At 71.0% G+C, this 14822-nt stretch carries 13 protein-coding genes and 1 pseudogene; 7 read left to right on the forward strand and 7 right to left on the reverse strand.

The window, feature by feature from the left end; translation table 11 throughout:
- The first annotated feature begins 25 nt into the window (after window positions 1-25).
- Together AC4GYY_RS06175 and AC4GYY_RS06180 are read left to right on the forward strand one after the other, a co-directional pair.
- Window positions 26-1027 carry a threonine aldolase family protein gene (locus AC4GYY_RS06175; RefSeq protein ID WP_491119390.1) on the forward strand — a complete coding sequence of 334 codons (1002 nt, stop codon included), beginning with the start codon at window positions 26-28 and terminating at the stop codon, window positions 1025-1027.
- Window positions 1024-1947, forward strand: a complete 924-nt coding sequence (locus AC4GYY_RS06180; RefSeq protein ID WP_491119391.1) for a DMT family transporter — start codon at window positions 1024-1026, stop codon at window positions 1945-1947. The genes AC4GYY_RS06175 and AC4GYY_RS06180 overlap by 4 nt, the downstream gene beginning before the upstream one ends.
- On the opposite strand, the gene AC4GYY_RS06185 is transcribed toward AC4GYY_RS06180, so the two are convergent.
- On the reverse strand, window positions 1857-2669 hold the full coding sequence (locus AC4GYY_RS06185; RefSeq protein WP_491119392.1) for a Rossmann-fold NAD(P)-binding domain-containing protein: 813 nt from the start codon (window positions 2667-2669) through the stop codon (window positions 1857-1859). The two genes, AC4GYY_RS06180 and AC4GYY_RS06185, sit on opposite strands and share 91 nt — an antisense overlap.
- Window positions 2666-3937 carry a M48 family metallopeptidase gene (locus AC4GYY_RS06190; protein ID WP_491119393.1) on the reverse strand — a complete coding sequence of 424 codons (1272 nt, stop codon included), beginning with the start codon at window positions 3935-3937 and terminating at the stop codon, window positions 2666-2668. Before AC4GYY_RS06190 ends, AC4GYY_RS06185 begins: the two co-directional genes overlap by 4 nt.
- A 92-nt stretch (window positions 3938-4029) precedes the next feature.
- Here AC4GYY_RS06190 and pepN point away from each other — a divergent pair, with 92 nt between their 5' ends.
- The 3 genes from pepN (at window position 4030) to aat (ending at window position 8012) form a co-directional block, all read left to right on the forward strand.
- Window positions 4030-6621, forward strand: coding sequence for an aminopeptidase N (pepN, locus tag AC4GYY_RS06195; protein WP_491119394.1), 2592 nt, complete (start codon window positions 4030-4032; stop codon window positions 6619-6621).
- A gap of 223 nt (window positions 6622-6844) precedes the next feature.
- Complete coding sequence (locus AC4GYY_RS06200) at window positions 6845-7228, forward strand: hypothetical protein (protein ID WP_491119395.1); 384 nt, start codon at window positions 6845-6847, stop codon at window positions 7226-7228.
- Window positions 7229-7283: 55 nt separating this feature from the next.
- On the forward strand, window positions 7284-8012 hold the full coding sequence (gene aat, locus AC4GYY_RS06205; RefSeq protein ID WP_491119396.1) for a leucyl/phenylalanyl-tRNA--protein transferase: 729 nt from the start codon (window positions 7284-7286) through the stop codon (window positions 8010-8012).
- A gap of 35 nt (window positions 8013-8047) precedes the next feature.
- Here the strand turns inward: aat and AC4GYY_RS06210 are convergent.
- The 5 genes and pseudogenes from AC4GYY_RS06210 to AC4GYY_RS06230 form a co-directional block, all read right to left on the reverse strand.
- Window positions 8048-8281 (reverse strand): annotated as a pseudogene (locus tag AC4GYY_RS06210) (DUF2155 domain-containing protein); the annotation flags it as partial.
- A 200-nt stretch (window positions 8282-8481) separates the two neighbouring features.
- Window positions 8482-8889 carry an NADH:ubiquinone oxidoreductase subunit NDUFA12 gene (locus AC4GYY_RS06215; RefSeq protein ID WP_491119397.1) on the reverse strand — a complete coding sequence of 136 codons (408 nt, stop codon included), beginning with the start codon at window positions 8887-8889 and terminating at the stop codon, window positions 8482-8484.
- Between the two features lie 24 nt (window positions 8890-8913).
- Window positions 8914-9363 carry a DUF192 domain-containing protein gene (locus tag AC4GYY_RS06220; protein ID WP_491119398.1) on the reverse strand — a complete coding sequence of 150 codons (450 nt, stop codon included), beginning with the start codon at window positions 9361-9363 and terminating at the stop codon, window positions 8914-8916.
- Entirely contained in the window at window positions 9360-9941 is a 582-nt protein-coding gene (locus AC4GYY_RS06225; protein ID WP_491119399.1) for a cold shock domain-containing protein, read from the reverse strand. Before AC4GYY_RS06225 ends, AC4GYY_RS06220 begins: the two co-directional genes overlap by 4 nt.
- A 50-nt stretch (window positions 9942-9991) precedes the next feature.
- The gene (locus tag AC4GYY_RS06230) at window positions 9992-10531 is read right to left on the reverse strand and encodes a regulatory protein RecX (protein ID WP_491119400.1); all 540 of its coding nucleotides are present in this window, start codon (window positions 10529-10531) and stop codon (window positions 9992-9994) included.
- Window positions 10532-10633: 102 nt separating this feature from the next.
- Here AC4GYY_RS06230 and AC4GYY_RS06235 point away from each other — a divergent pair, with 102 nt between their 5' ends.
- Both AC4GYY_RS06235 and AC4GYY_RS06240 read left to right on the forward strand, forming a co-directional pair.
- Window positions 10634-12373, forward strand: coding sequence for a fatty acyl-AMP ligase (locus tag AC4GYY_RS06235; protein ID WP_491119401.1), 1740 nt, complete (start codon window positions 10634-10636; stop codon window positions 12371-12373).
- A gap of 74 nt (window positions 12374-12447) precedes the next feature.
- On the forward strand, window positions 12448-14820 hold the full coding sequence (locus tag AC4GYY_RS06240) for a putative bifunctional diguanylate cyclase/phosphodiesterase (RefSeq protein WP_491119402.1): 2373 nt from the start codon (window positions 12448-12450) through the stop codon (window positions 14818-14820).
- Window positions 14821-14822 lie beyond the last annotated feature (2 nt).

Raw genomic sequence — 14822 nt, forward strand, 5'->3', positions numbered from 1 at the left:
CGCCGCCCCCGCATGGCCCCGGGCCATGCGCTTCTTCTCCGACAATGCCGCCCCCGTTCACCCCCGCGTCCTCGCCGCGATGGCCGAGGCCAATGTCCAGGACACCGCCTATGACGGCGATCGCTGGTCGAAGCAGCTCGATGCGCGCCTGTCCGAGTTGTTCGAGACCGAGGTCGCCGCGCTCTGGGTCCCAACAGGCACCGCCGCAAACTGCCTCGCGCTCGCCGCGCTCTGCCCGCCGCATGGGGGCGTCGTTTGCCACCGCGCCGCGCATATCGAGAACGACGAGGGCGGCGCGCCCGGCTTCTACACCGCGGGCGCGAAGCTCATCCTTGCCGACGGCGACGGCGCGAAGCTGACGCCGGAGACGATCCACGCCGTGCTCGCGCCGATCCGCGACGACGTCCACCGCGTCCAGCCGCACGCGATCTCAATCACCAACGCCACCGAATACGGCCGCGCCTACACCCCCGCGGAGGTCGCCGCGATCGGCGAGGTCGCCAAGGCGCGAGGTCTCGGCCTCCATATGGACGGCGCGCGCTTCGCCAACGCCGTCGCGCACGTCGGCTGCTCGCCCGCCGACGTGACATGGCGCGCCGGGGTGGACGCGCTCAGCTTGGGCTTCGTCAAGAACGGCGGCATGTCGGCCGAGGCGCTGGTGTTCTTCCGCCCCGATCTGGCGCACGACACGCTCTACCGGAGGAAGCGCGCCGGGCTGCTCTTCTCCAAGGGCCGCTTCCTCGCCGCGCAGGTGCTGGCGATGCTCGACGACGACCTGTGGCTCGCCAACGCCCGCGCCGCCAACGCCGGCGCGGCGCTGCTCGCCGAGGCCGCGGGCGACCGTCTCGTCCACCCGGTCGAGGCGAACGAGGTCTTCCTGCGCCTCTCCGCCGACGAGGCCGCGTCGCTGCGCGCGCTCGGCTTCGACTTCTACGACTGGGGCGGCGGCGAGGCCCGGCTCGTCGTCGCCTGGGACCAGGCCGAAGACGCGATCCGCCCCCTCGCCGACGCGATCCGACGACTGTGAGCGAGCCTCCGCGCTCGACCACCGCGGCGATCCTGATCCCCTTCGCGGTCGTCACGCTGATCTGGAGCTCGACCTGGCTCGTCATCCGCGACCAGCTCGGCGCCGGAGCGGCGGGCGTGCCGCCGTCCTGGTCGGTCACCTACCGCTTCCTCCTCGCCGCCGCCGCGCTCGGCGGCTGGGCGGCGATCAAGCGGGAGTCGTTCCGCCTCGACGCCGCCGGCTGGCGCTTCGCCGCCGCGCTCGGCGTCGCGCAGTTCACTCTGAACTTCAACTTCGTCTACCGGGCGGAAGGCTTCATCACGTCGGGCGTCGTCGCGGTGGTCTTCGCGCTGCTGCTCGTCCCCAACGCGCTCCTGTCGCGCCTCTTCCTCGGTCAGCGGATGGGGCGGCAGCTGCTCGCGGGGTCAGCAGTCGCGGTCGGCGGCGTGTCGCTCCTTTTCCTCCACGAGATCCGCGCCGATCCGCACGGCCCCGCCCGCGCGCTGACGGGCATCGGCTTCACCCTGCTCGGCGTCCTCTCGGCCTCGAGCGCCAACGTCATGCAGGCGACCGCGACCGCAAAGCGCTACCCGATGCTGTCGACCACCGCAGTCGCCATGCTGATCGGCGCGCTGGTCGACGGCCTCTACGCGCTGGCGACGGTCGGCGCGCCGAGCTTCGATCCGCGCTGGGGCTATGTCGCGGGCATCGCCTATCTCGGCGTCTTCGCCTCGGCGCTCGCCTTCCCGCTCTATTTCTCGGTGCTGCGGGCGATCGGCCCAGCGAAGGCGGCCTATTCGAGCGTGATCGTCCCCGTCATCGCGATGCTGCTGTCGACGATCTTCGAGGGTTATCGCTGGACGTTGCTCGCCGGCGTCGGCGCGGCGCTGGCGGGCGTCGGGCTGGTGATCGCGCTCACCGCGCGCAGGCCCTCGCGGTAGGTGGGATAGCGCGGGCTCCAGCCGAGAACCCGCTTCGCCTTGCCGTTCGCGACCCGCCGGCTCTCGGCGTAGAAGCCCCGCGCCATCGGCGAGAGCCCGGCGACCGGCACGAACGGCGGCGGCGCGATCCCGAGCAGCGCCGCGGCATATTCGACCACCAGGTTCTGCGAACAGGGTTCGTCGTCGGCGAGGTTGTACGCCCCCGCCGGCGCGTCGAACCCCGCGATCACCCCCGCCGCGATATCGTCGACATGGACGCGGCTGAACACGTTGGGCGCATCGACCCGATGCGCCTTGCCCTCTCGCACCCGCTCGAGCGGCGAGCGGCCGGGACCGTAGATGCCCGGCAAGCGGAACACCCGCGCGCCCCGCTCCAGCCACGCCGCATCCGCCGCCGCGCGCTCGCTGCGCCGCCCCGTTCCGATCGCGGCGGACTCATCGACCCACGCGCCGCCCGCATCGCCATACACCCCCGTCGACGAGAGATAGCCGAGCCACTTGCCTCCCAGCGCATCGCCGTAGCGGGCGAGCACCGGATCGCCCCCGTCGGGCGGCACCGAAGACAGAACGTGGGTCGCCGCCGCCAGCGCCGGGCGCACCGCCGACTCGTCGGCGAAGACGAGCGTCCCGTCCCGCCCCGTCGCCGCGATGGTCCATTCGGGCAGAGCGCGAGCGATCACCCGCGCGGTGTAGCCCAGGCCGAAGATCAGCAGCGCGCTCACATCGGCGGGACCAGCTCGGGCTTCGCCATCGTCGCGTTCGGCACGTGATCCTTCTTCCACTGCATCGCCATCCGGATGCGCGTCCGGCCCGAGGGGTGGTCGAAGAACACGGCCTCCTCGAACGCGCCCGGCTCCAGCTTGCGGTACTCCGACAGCCGGAGCGCGGTCTTGGCGAAGCCATCGGGCTGGCGCGCCGCGTTCAGGCCGAAGGCGTCCGCCTCGCTTTCGCCGCCGCGGACGATGCTGTTCTGCACCGGCGTCAGGATCACCCCCGCGACGCTCGCCAGCAGCAGCAGCACCGGCGCGGAGGCGGGGTCGGCGAGGTCGCGGACGCCCCAGCCCGGATGCCGCGCAATCAGCCGCGGCGCGATCCGGCTGATCGCGAACAGCACCAGCCCGATGATGAGGACGAAGAACCCGATCAGCCGCCAGACGTGCCCTAGCACGTAATGCCCCATCTCGTGGCCCATCACCGCCAGCACCTCGTCGGGCGCGGTGCGCTTGAGCAGATTGTCGTTGAGCGTGATCCGGATCGTCGGCCCGATCCCGCTGACGTTCGCCGAGATTCGCTTGGTCTGCCGCGAGGCATCGGAGACGTAGATGTGCTCGGCCGGAATATGGTTCGCCCGCGCGACCGCGACGATCCGGTCGCGCAGCGGTCCGGCCGGCATCTCCGAATAGGTGTTGAACAAGGGCGCGATGAACACCGGCCCGATCAGCGCCCCGATCGCGACGAAGACGGTCATCACCCCCGTCCCCCACAGCCACCAAGTCCGGGGCGCGCGGCGGATCACCGCGTAGATCGCCATCGCCAGCAGCGGGTTGAAGACGAGTCCCAGCGCCACGCCCTTCGCCCAGTCGCCCAGCCACGCACCGAAGCTCTGGTTCATCAGCCCGTACTCCGCCTCGCGGACGAAGCCGGTGTAGATGTCCCACGGCAGCTGAAGCAGCGACGCGGCGAGCGACAGGATCGCGACCGACACCGCCGGGACCAGCCAGCGCCGCCGCGTCACCCGGACGGCGATCTCGCGGAACCGCGCCGACCACCCGGTCGCGAGGATCAGCAGCCAGATCGCGACCGAGACCAGCGCGTTCCACAGGATCAGCCAATAGCCGCCTTCGAAATAGGCGTCCGACTTCGCCCGCGCCGGCCCCTGCAGCAGATCGAGATACGCGCGCGTCGCCGCCTCGACATCGAACCCCTGCGCATGGGCGGCGACCGGAACCGATCCCGCCAGCAGAAGCCCCATTCCCAGCCAGCGATGCATCCCGCGCCTCTCTTTGTGTCTTATCACGCTATCACACCGATCGCCGGGCGCAAGGGATGGAACCTCCGCGCCGCCCGCGTATACCTCCAGCCATGATCGACCTGTCCGCCGCTATCGCCACCCCCGAAGTCACCCGGCGCGCGGACTACCGCCCGCCCGCGTGGACGGTGCCCGCGATCGATCTCGACTTCGCGCTCGATCCGGCGACGACGCGGGTGCGCGCTCGGCTCGAGGTGCGGCGGCAGGAGGCGGGCGCGCCGCTGATCCTCGACGGCGAGGGGCTGACGCCGCGCTCGGTCACGGTCGACGGCGTCGCGGTCAATGACTGGCGGCTGGAGGACGGCAAGCTCGTCCTACCCCTGCGCGGCGACTCGCACACGATCGAGACCGAGGTGGAGATCGCGCCCGAACGCAACACCCAGCTGATGGGGCTCTACGCCAGCGGCGGCAACCTGTGCACCCAATGCGAGGCCGAAGGCTTCCGCCGGATCACCTTCTTCCCCGATCGTCCCGACGTCCTCTCCACTTACCGCGTCCGCATGACCGCCGACGCGAAGCGCTATCCGGTGCTCCTCGCCAACGGCGATCCGATCGCGGAAGGCCGCAACGACGACGGCACGCACTGGGCCGAATGGCACGATCCCTTCCCCAAGCCCTCCTACCTGTTCGCGCTCGTCGCCGGCGACCTGGCGGAGAACCGCGACAGCTTCACCACGCGCTCGGGCCGCGACGTCCGGCTCGGCATCTGGGTCCGCCACGGCGACCTCGAGAAGACTCGGCACGCGATGCATGCCTTGAAGCTGGCGATGGCGTGGGACGAGCAGGTCTATGGCCGCGAATACGACCTCGACGTGTTCAACATCGTCGCGGTCGACGACTTCAACTTCGGCGCGATGGAAAACAAGGGGCTGAACATCTTCAACAGCCGTTACATCCTCGCCGATCCTGACACCGCGACCGATTACGATTTCGACGCGATCGCCGCCGTCGTCGCGCACGAATATTTCCACAATTGGTCGGGCAACCGCGTCACCTGCCGCGACTGGTTCCAGCTATCCTTGAAGGAAGGCTTCACCGTCTTCCGCGACCAGGGTTTCTCCGCCGACCAGGGCAGCCCCGCCGTCCGCCGGATCGAGAATGTCCGCGGCCTGCGCGCCGCGCAGTTTCCCGAGGACGCGGGGCCGCTCGCCCACCCGATCCGCCCGGACGAGTATCAGGAGATCAGCAACTTCTACACCGCGACGATCTACAACAAGGGCGCCGAGGTGATCCGGATGATCGCCGAGGTTCTCGGCCCGCAACGCTTCCGCGCCGGCAGCGACCTCTATTTCGACCGCTTCGACGGGACGGCGGCGACCTGCGAGGATTTCGTCGCCTGCATGGAGGAGGCCGGCGGCGTCGATCTGTCGCAGTTCCGGCTGTGGTATTCGCAGGCGGGGACGCCGCGCGTCTCCGCGTCGATCGACCATGCGCCGGGCACTGCGCGCGCCACGCTCCGCCTCGCCCAGTCGGTCCCGCCGACGCCCGGCCAGCCCGAGAAGCAGCCGATGGTGCTTCCGCTCAAGCTGAAGCTGTTCGGAGCCGAGACCGGCCGGGATCTCATCCCCGAACGGCTCGTCCTGCTCGACGACACCATCGATACGATCGTCTTCGACGGCATCGCCGAGCGGCCGGTGCTGTCGATCAACCGCGGCTTCTCCGCGCCGGTGATCGTCGACAGCGATCGCACCGCCGCCGACCTCGCCTTCCTGGCGCGGCGCGACGACGATCCCTTCGCCCGCTACGAGGCGACCCAGCAGCTCATGCTGGACACGCTCGTGGCCGCCGCGGTCGAGGGGCGCGCGGATCATCAGGCGGTGATCGCCGCGGTCCGCGATACGCTCGCCGATCCCGCGCTCGACCCGGCGTTCCTCGCGGAGACGGTGCTGCTGCCGTCGGAAAGCTTCATCGGCGACCAGCTCGCGCTCGTCGATCCCGATGCCGTCTTCGCCGCGCGCGAGGGCCTGCGCCGCGCACTCGGCCGCTCGCTCGAGGAGGCGTGGCGCGAAGCCTATGCGCGCGCGCCCGCGGGTCCCTACGCCTACACGCCCGAGGCGAAGGGCCTGCGTCGGCTGCGCAACGTCGCCCTCGGCTACCTCGCCGCGAGCGGCGCGGCCGATGCCGACCGGCTGGCGTTCGCTCAGTTCGAGCGCGCCGACAACATGACAGACCGGCAGGGCGCACTCACCGCGCTCGCCAGCGGCACCTCGGACGAGCGCGAGGCGGCGCTCGACATCTTCTACAACCGCTACGCCGGCAACGCCCTCGTCATCGACAAATGGTTCGGCACGCAGGCGATGAGCACGCGCGACGACACGCCGCGACACGTCGCCGACCTGGCGCGCCACCCCGACTTCACCCTCGCCAACCCCAATCGCGCGCGCGCGCTGATCGGCGGGTTCGCCGCCAACCAGCGCGCGTTCCATGCCGCCGGCGGCGACGGCTACCGCTTCCACGCCGACCAGCTGATCGCGCTCGACCGCCTCAATCCGCAGACGGCGGCCAAGCTGCTCCCCCCGCTCGATCGCTGGAAGCGCTTCGATCCCGCGCGCCAGGCGCTGATGCGGGCCGAGCTCGAGCGGATCGTGCGGACACCGGGATTGTCGAAGGACCTGTTCGAACAGGCTTCGCGGAGCTTGAATTGAGCGTGGTCGTCGGTCCTCGCTGACGTTCGGAAGCCATATCTCCGTTCGACCCAAGCCTAGTCGGGGGGCATGAGGCCGGGTACGCCGCTCGGCGTACCCCGACTTCGCTCGACACGAACGGAGACGAAGTGGCCGGACTCGCGGCCGACCCATTAGTGCAACACTACGTACCTATCTTGTTCGGCTTGACGCCCCATGCTGCGTGCGCGAAGTCTGTCCGCCTATGAAGAGCCCCCTCCTCCTCGCCGCCACGGCGTCGCTGCTCGCGCTCGCCGCCTGCAATCAGTCGAAGGATCCCAAGGTCCTCGACGTGAACCCGGACCCGATGGCGACCGAACTCGCCAACAAGGGTCCGGTCGAGATGCCGCCCGCGATCAAGGCGGAGAAGACGCTGCGCTGCAAGGACAACAGCCTGATCTACGTCAGCTTCTTCGAAGGCGACAAGCAGGCGGTGGTGAAGACCGACAAGGCCGGCACGGGCACGATGCTCAAGGCCGCGAACGCCGGCGATCCGCTGACCGCCGAAGGCGGCTGGTCGCTGAAGGGCAGCCCCGACTCGGTGACCGTCACGGTCCCCGGCAAGGGCGAGACCACCTGCCACGCCTGACCTCCCACCCGGGCCGGCGATCTCCTCGCCGGCCCGTCTTCCCGGGTCCGCTCGTGTGACCCGTGGCTTCCCCGCGCTCGACCCCAAGCTCGTGCTGGGCGCCTATTCGGTCGGCGTCTTCCCGATGGCCGACCACCGCGACGCCGAGGGCGTCTACTGGGTCGAGCCGCGCCGCCGCGCCATCCTCCCGCTCGACGGCTTCCATCTCTCCCGCTCGCTGAGGAAGACGATCGCCGCCGATCGCTTCCGCGTCACCGCCGACGCGGATTTCCCCGCGGTGATCCGCCTGTGCGCCGAAAGCGCCGACAATCGCCCGGAGACGTGGATCAACCATCCGATCGAACGGGTCTTCCTGCACTTCCATGCGACGGGCCTGGCGCATTCGATCGAATGCTGGGATGGCGAGCGGCTGGTCGGCGGCCTCTACGGACTGGCGCTGGGCCGCGCCTTCTTCGGCGAGAGCATGGTCAGCCGCGCCCCCGATGCGTCCAAGGTCGCGATCGCCTGGCTGGTCGCGCGGCTGCGGGCGGGCGGCTATACCTTGCTCGACTGCCAGTTCATGACCGCCCACCTCGCGACGCTCGGCGCGATCGAGATCGACCGCGACGATTACGTCGCGTTGCTGGGTCCGGCGGTCGGCGCGTCCTCGCCGCTGTCGTCGCTCTTCGGCCGTCCGCCGCCCGCGGCGGACTTCTTCGCGCTCGATGCGGGCGCGGCGACTGACACGGTGTCCGGGCCGGTCGCGGGGAAGGACATCGTGCAGCTCTTGACCCAGACGTCATAGACCGGGTGGAGGACGACGTTGAGCTGCGGCCGCTCCTTGAACAGCCAGCCCGAGAAGACCCGCCGCCACACCTTGTCAGCGCCGTTGACGTCGAGCTGGACGAACGCGCCGGTCAGCGTCTGCTGCTCCCAGGGGGCGGTCCGCTCGCACGCGCGCAGCCGGACGATCGTGTCGCCGACGCGGACCGCCTGGCCCGGTTTGAGCGTCAGGTCGCGCGAGACGCTGTTGCGCTTGTTGAGAAGGCCGACCACCGCGATGCGCTGCGCCATCGGCGTCGCGCCGGCGAGATCGGCCTTGGCGGCGGCGTCGACTGCCGTGACCTGATCGCCGTTGGCGTCGGTCCCATCGGGGATCGCCTGGACCGCGGCGGCGCGCGGTGCTTTTTGGCCGGAATACCATTCGGCGCCGAACCAGCCGGCCGCACCCAGGACCGCGACGGCGGCGATCGCCGCCGCGACCCGTCGTGTCCTCACCCCCCGATGCTCCCGGACTCCGGGCTCCACGCTTCGTAGTCGCCGGTCGCGGCGGCGCGGCGGCCGCCCTTCTCGAGCGCGCCGGCCGGGCGATAGGCGAGCGCGGTGCCCGTCATGTTCGGGATCGCGGGCTTCTGCCAGGGGCGCGCGGGCGGCAGTGCGACGCTCGGCACGTCCTCGATCTGATGGTGCAGCCAGCTGAACCACTCGGTCGGCAGCCGACTGGTGTCGTTCGAGCCCTGATAGATCACCCAGCGCCGCGGATTGCCCGCGGTGTCGCGCCCGCCCTCGTAATAGACGTTGCCGAGCGAATCCTCGCCGACCTGCCGCTTGCCGCGCAGCCCGAACCAGGTGCCGATGGTGGCGCCGTTCCACCAAGTGAAGGGATTGAGGTTGATGCCCATTTGAGATGCGCGCTTAGCCGCTGATCACGCCCCGGTCCAGCGTACCGGATCGCCCTCCTGCAAGCCCAGCTCCGCCGCCCGGCCGCCGTTGATCTCGAGCACGGCGACGACCGGCTCCTGCGAGGAGACGACCGCCTCCGAGAAGGGCGTCGTGTTCTCCGCGATGCGGGCGACGGTCCGGTCGGCGCGGATGAAGACGATGTCGAGCGGGCGCGGCGTGTCCTTCATCCAGAAGGTCGCGACGCGCGGCGCGCCGCCGCCGGGCGGATAGGGCGCGAACAGCATCCCGCCGTCGGCCGGGATGTCGGTGCGGTACATCAGCCCCTTGGCCTGCTCCGCCTCGCTCCTCGCGCGTTCGACGTGGAAGACGTGGGCGCCGACCGTCACGTCGACGAGCGCCGGCCCCGCAGGCTTGGACGGAGCGCCGCCGCAGCCCGCGAGCGCCGCCGCCAGCAGCGTGGGCGCCGCCTTCACGCGCGCTCGACCATCACCGCCAGCGGTCCCTTGGGCCCGGCGGCGATCCGCGCGCGCAGCGGCTCGTCGGGCTCGACCTCGACGATGCCGGCGCGGCGCAGCGTCTCCATATGGACGAAGATGTCGCCGTCGGGCCGCTCGCGACGGACCAGAAAGCCGTAGCCCTTCAGGCGGTTGAACCACTTCACCGCGACCGCTTCCCACTCGCCGGCCGCATCGATCAGCCCGACCGGATCGACCCGGCCGAACGTCGGTTCGCGCACCGGCTCGACCGCGGTGGAGACGTCCAGCGACAGGATCTCGCGCGCCTGATAGCCGCGGTCGCGCCGGATCGCGATGGCCTCGATCCGCGCGCCCTCTGGCAGGCTGCGCCGGCCGAGCGGATGGAGCACCGAAAAGTGGACGAGCACGTCGCCGGGCTCCGGCGGGCCGGCGCCCGGATCGGGCACCAGGAAGCCGAAGCCCCTGGTCACGTCGAACCATTTGACCGTGCCCGAGACGCGAACACCGACCTCGCCGCCAGCCGTGTCGCCCGCGTCGAGATCATGCTCCGCACTCCTTAGCGGATCACTACTCATTCAGCCCCCTGATGCATTACTGCTAGCAGGGTTGACGCGCCGCACAACGGTCAATTGCCGGAGAAGTCGATCGTTTCCGTCTCGCAGCCGGGCGGAAGCGACGCAATCTTGCGCGCCAGCGCAAATCGATGCCCGGCGCGGATCATCGCGGCGATCTGCTTCTCGCGCGTCGGCGGGTCGGCCGGTTCGCGCGAGAACGGCCCGATTCGCCGCCGGCGCGCAAAGGCGAGGGCGGCCTGAGCGGGCGAGGCCTCCGCGGTCGCCCGCGCGATCCCCTCGCCGTCGATCCCGGCCTGACGCAGCGCCTCGGTCACGCGCCGCTCGCCCAGGCCGCGGCGCGTCAGCCCCCGCGCGCGCGCCTCCGCGTAAGCGGCGTCGTCGACATAGCCGCGTTCGGCCATCCGCTCGGCGACCGCGCGCGGATCGACCGGGCCCTCGGCCCCCCGCTCGCGCAGCTTGCGCGTCAGATAGTCGGTCAGCCGACCACGGCTGGTCGCGAACCGCTCGACGTAGCGGAGCGCCAGCCGCTCGAGCGCGCCCTGGTCGAGCGGCGGCGGCGGCGTGCGGTCGCGTGGGTGTCCTGTGGCCATACGCCTTGTTTGTGCCACACTGACGAACGAATTTGAACGTTACCGACGCGCTATCGTGCCCGCTCGCGATGCGTGCTGGGTCGCACGAGGACAAGGGACGAGATGACAGACGCGACCGATCGGTCCGCCTACACCCCGAGCGTCGACCGGCTTCCCCGCCGCTACGCCGATTTCGAGACGCTGGGCGCGGCGCTCGATTATGCGGCGAACGGCGCGCGCGGGCTGAACTTCCACGACGCCCGCGGGACGCTCGCCCGTGCCTATCCCTATCGCGAGCTGCGGACCGACGCGCTCGCCGCCGCGCACCGGCTCGTGGCGCAGGGGATCGCCCCCGGCGACCGCGTCGCGCTGGTGGCGGAGACCGGCCCCGAGTTCGCGCAGCTGTTCTTCGGCGTCGTCTATGCGGGCGCGTGGCCGGTGCCGCTGCCGCTGCCGACCTCGTTCGGCGGTCGCGACAGCTACATCGACCAGCTCCGCGTCCAGCTGTCCAGCTGCGACCCCGCGCTGTTCGTCTATCCGCCCGAGCTCGCCCCGCTCGGCGAGGCGGCCGCCGCGACCGCGGGCCTGCCCGGCCTGGCCTGGGACGATCTGCTCGCCCGGCCCGTCGTCGAGGGTCCGCTGCCCGCCGCGTCGGGCGACGATATCGCCTATCTCCAATATTCCAGCGGCTCGACTCGGTTCCCGCACGGCGTCGCGATCACGCACCGCGCGCTCCTCAACAACCTGGCGGCGCACAGCCACGGCATGAAGATCGACGGCGACGACCGCTGCATCTCATGGCTGCCGTGGTATCACGACATGGGGCTGGTCGGCTGCTTCCTGTCGCCCGTCGCCAACCAGGTCTCGGTCGACTATCTGAAGACCGAGGATTTCGCCCGCCGCCCGCTCGCCTGGCTCGATCTGATCACGCGCAATCCCGGACGTACGCTCAGCTATTCGCCGACCTTCGGCTACGACATCTGCGCGCGCCGCATGTCCTCGCAGACCAAGGCGGCGGAGCGTTTCGACCTGTCGCGCTGGCGTGTCGCCGGGAACGGCGCCGACATGATCCGGCCCGACGTGATGCAGCATTTCGTCGACGCCTTCGCCGACGCCGGCTTCAAGCCCAGCGCGTTCATGCCGAGCTACGGCCTCGCCGAGGCGACGCTCGCGGTGACGCTGATGCCGCCGGGCGAGGGCATCCGCGTCGAGCTGGTCGAGGAGACCCAGCTCTCGGGCGTCCCCGCGGGCGAGGACCGGCCGCAGCGCTACCGCGCGATCGTCAACTGCGGCCGGCCGGTGCGCGACATGGCCGTGGAGATCCGCGAGGAGGACGGTGCGGTCCTGCCCGAGCGCGCGATCGGCAAGGTCTGGTGCGCCGGCCCGTCGGTGATGACCGGCTATTTTCGCGACGCGGAGGCAACCGCCGCCTGCATGGCCGACGGCTGGCTCGACACCGGCGACATGGGCTATCTCAGCGACGGCTATCTCTACATCGTCGGCCGCGCCAAGGACATGATCATCGTCAACGGCCGCAATCACTGGCCGCAGGACATCGAGTGGGCGGTCGAACAGCTCCCCGGCTTCAAGCAGGGCGATATCGCCGCCTTTGCGATCACCACGCCCGGCGGCGAGGAGACCCCGGCGGTGCTGGTCCAGTGCCGCACCTCCGACGCCGCCGAGCGCCGGCGGCTGCACGACGAGATCCGCGAGCGCGTCCGCGCCGTCACCGGGATGAACTGCGTGATCGAACTCGTCCCGCCGCGGACCTTGCCCCGCACCAGCTCGGGCAAGCTCAGCCGCGCCAAGGCGCGCACGCTCTATCTCTCGGGCGAGATTCAGCCCTACGCGATCGCGGCGTAGCGCTTCGCGCCGTGCCGGTCCGTTAACCAACCCGCCACACCATCCATCAACGCCCGCGGCTCTAGTCGGCTAGGGTGAGCCAGACCTCCGCCCCACCCACCGCCGCCCCGCCGAGCGCTGCCCCGCCCGCGATCGACACGCTTGCGCTGATCGGGCTGCGCGACGGGGCCGATCCCGGCGCCGCCGGCCGGATCCGGGCCGCGCAGCTGCGCGCCGGTCGCGAGCTCGCGGTGTTCCTGCTCGGCGCGAACCTGGTCGGCGCGGCGCTGACCGCGATCCTGTTCGCCGCGGCCGTGCCGCTCAAGCTCGTGCTCGGCTGGGGCGGGCTGGTCGCGGTGGTCAGCCTGACGGTCGCCTTGCGCCGGCTGCGGACGCGCTCCCGCGACGGCGACGACGCGAGTCTGCGCGAGCTTCGCGACACCGCGCTGGAGGGGCTGGCGCTCGCGGCGGTCTGGTCGGTGCCGGTGACGTTGTTCTCCGATCCGGGCACGCCCGCCGCGTTCGGCTTCTGGATGGTCGCCAGCGTGCTGATGACCGCCGCCGCGGTGGCGATGGCGCCGCTGACGCTCGCGACGCTGCTGTTCCTGGCGACGATCGGCGTCGCGGGTGCGGTCAAGGTGATCCTGGCGGGCGGCTATGCCGCGGCGGGCGCGATGCTGCTCTTCACGCTGCTGCTGATGGTCGCCTGCGCGATGCGCTCGCGCGCGCTCGCATCGCTGCGCGCCGCCGAGATCGCGTTGGCCGAGCGCGAGGAAACCGTCAGCTTGCTGCTCCACGAACACGAACAGTCCGCGTCAGACTGGCTGTGGGAGACCGATCCCTCCCGCCGGGTGGTCCGCGCGAGCCCCCGCTTCGGCCATGCGCTCGGGCTCGATCCGGGCGCGATCGACGGCCTGCCGCTGCTCCAGGTCCTCGCCGGCCCGGCGTGGGACAGCGGGGCGTTCCCCGCCAGCCTGCGCCTCCTCGCCGACAAGCTGAAGGCGCGAGAGAGCTTCCGCGACATCGTCGTCCCCGTCTCCGTCGCGGGCGAGACGCGGTGGTGGGACCTCGCGGGATCGCCGCGGTTCGACCATGGCGGCGCGCATCTCGGCTTCCACGGGGTCGCCGCCGACGTGACCGAGCGGCGGGCCTCGGACGACAAGATCAACCGCATGGCGCGGTTCGATCAGCTGACCGGCCTGCCGAACCGGCTCTGCGTCCACGAGGCGCTGACGCGGGCGCTTGCCGAGGCGGAGAAATGGGGCGGTCGCGCCGCCTTCATGATGATCGACCTCGATCGGTTCAAGGCGGTCAACGACACCTTGGGCCACCCGATCGGCGACCGCCTGCTGGGCCGCGTGTCCGAGCGGCTGGCCCAGGTGCTGGCCGGTCGCGACGTGATCGGCCGGTTGGGGGGCGACGAGTTCGCGGTGGTGATCCGCGACGCGACCGACGGGAAGCGGGTCGAGGATCTCGCCCATGCGATCATCCGGTCGCTCTCCCAATCCTACGAGATCGACGGGCATACGCTGTTCATCGGCGCAAGCGTCGGCATCGCGACCTCGCCGCGCGACGGCCGCACCGCGGAGACGCTGATCCGGTCCGCCGACCTGGCGCTGTATCGGTCGAAGGACGCGGGCGGCGGCGTCTTCCATGCCTACGAGCCGCAGCTCCACGTTCAGGCAGAGGAACGCCGCGTCCTCGAGATCGCGCTCCGCCAGGCGCTGGAGAAGGGCGAGATGCACCTCGCCTACCAGCCGGTGGTCGACGGCGGCACCGGCAAGCTGACCGGGTTCGAGGCGCTGCTGCGCTGGACCCATCCCGAGTTCGGCCCGGTCCCGCCGGCCAAGTTCATCCCACTGGCCGAAGAGGCGCGGCTGATCGGCCCAATCGGCGAATGGGTGGTGCGCAGCGCCTGCGCCGAGGCGGCGGGCTGGCCCGACGGCGTCCGCGTCGCGGTCAACGTCAGCCCCGAGCAGCTCCACAATCCCAGCTTCGTGTCGGTCGTCACCTCGGCGCTGGCGCAGAGCCGCCTGCCGGCCGACCGGCTCGAGCTGGAGGTGACCGAGAGCGTGTTCATGAAGGAGGGGACGGGCGCGACCAAGGTGCTCGAGCGCGTGCTCGATCTCGGCGTCCGGCTCTCGCTCGACGATTTCGGGATCGGCTATTCCTCGCTCGGCTATCTCAGCCGGACGCGCTTCTCGTCGATCAAGATCGACCGCAGCTTCGTTGCCGCGGCGTCGAAGGGCGTGCCGGAGGCGCTCGCGATCGTCCGGGCGGTCGTCGCGCTCGCGGGCAGCCTGGGGATGGCGACCACCGCCGAGGGCGTCGAGACCGAAGGCGAACTGGCGATGGTACGAGACCTCGGCTGCACCAAGGTCCAGGGCTACTACTTCGGTCGCCCGCTGCCGGTCGAGGAGGCGCGCGCGATCGCCGCCCGCGCCCGCAGCCACGTCCGCGCCGCGTGACC

This window comes from Sphingomonas sp. SP6, assembly GCF_058313435.1.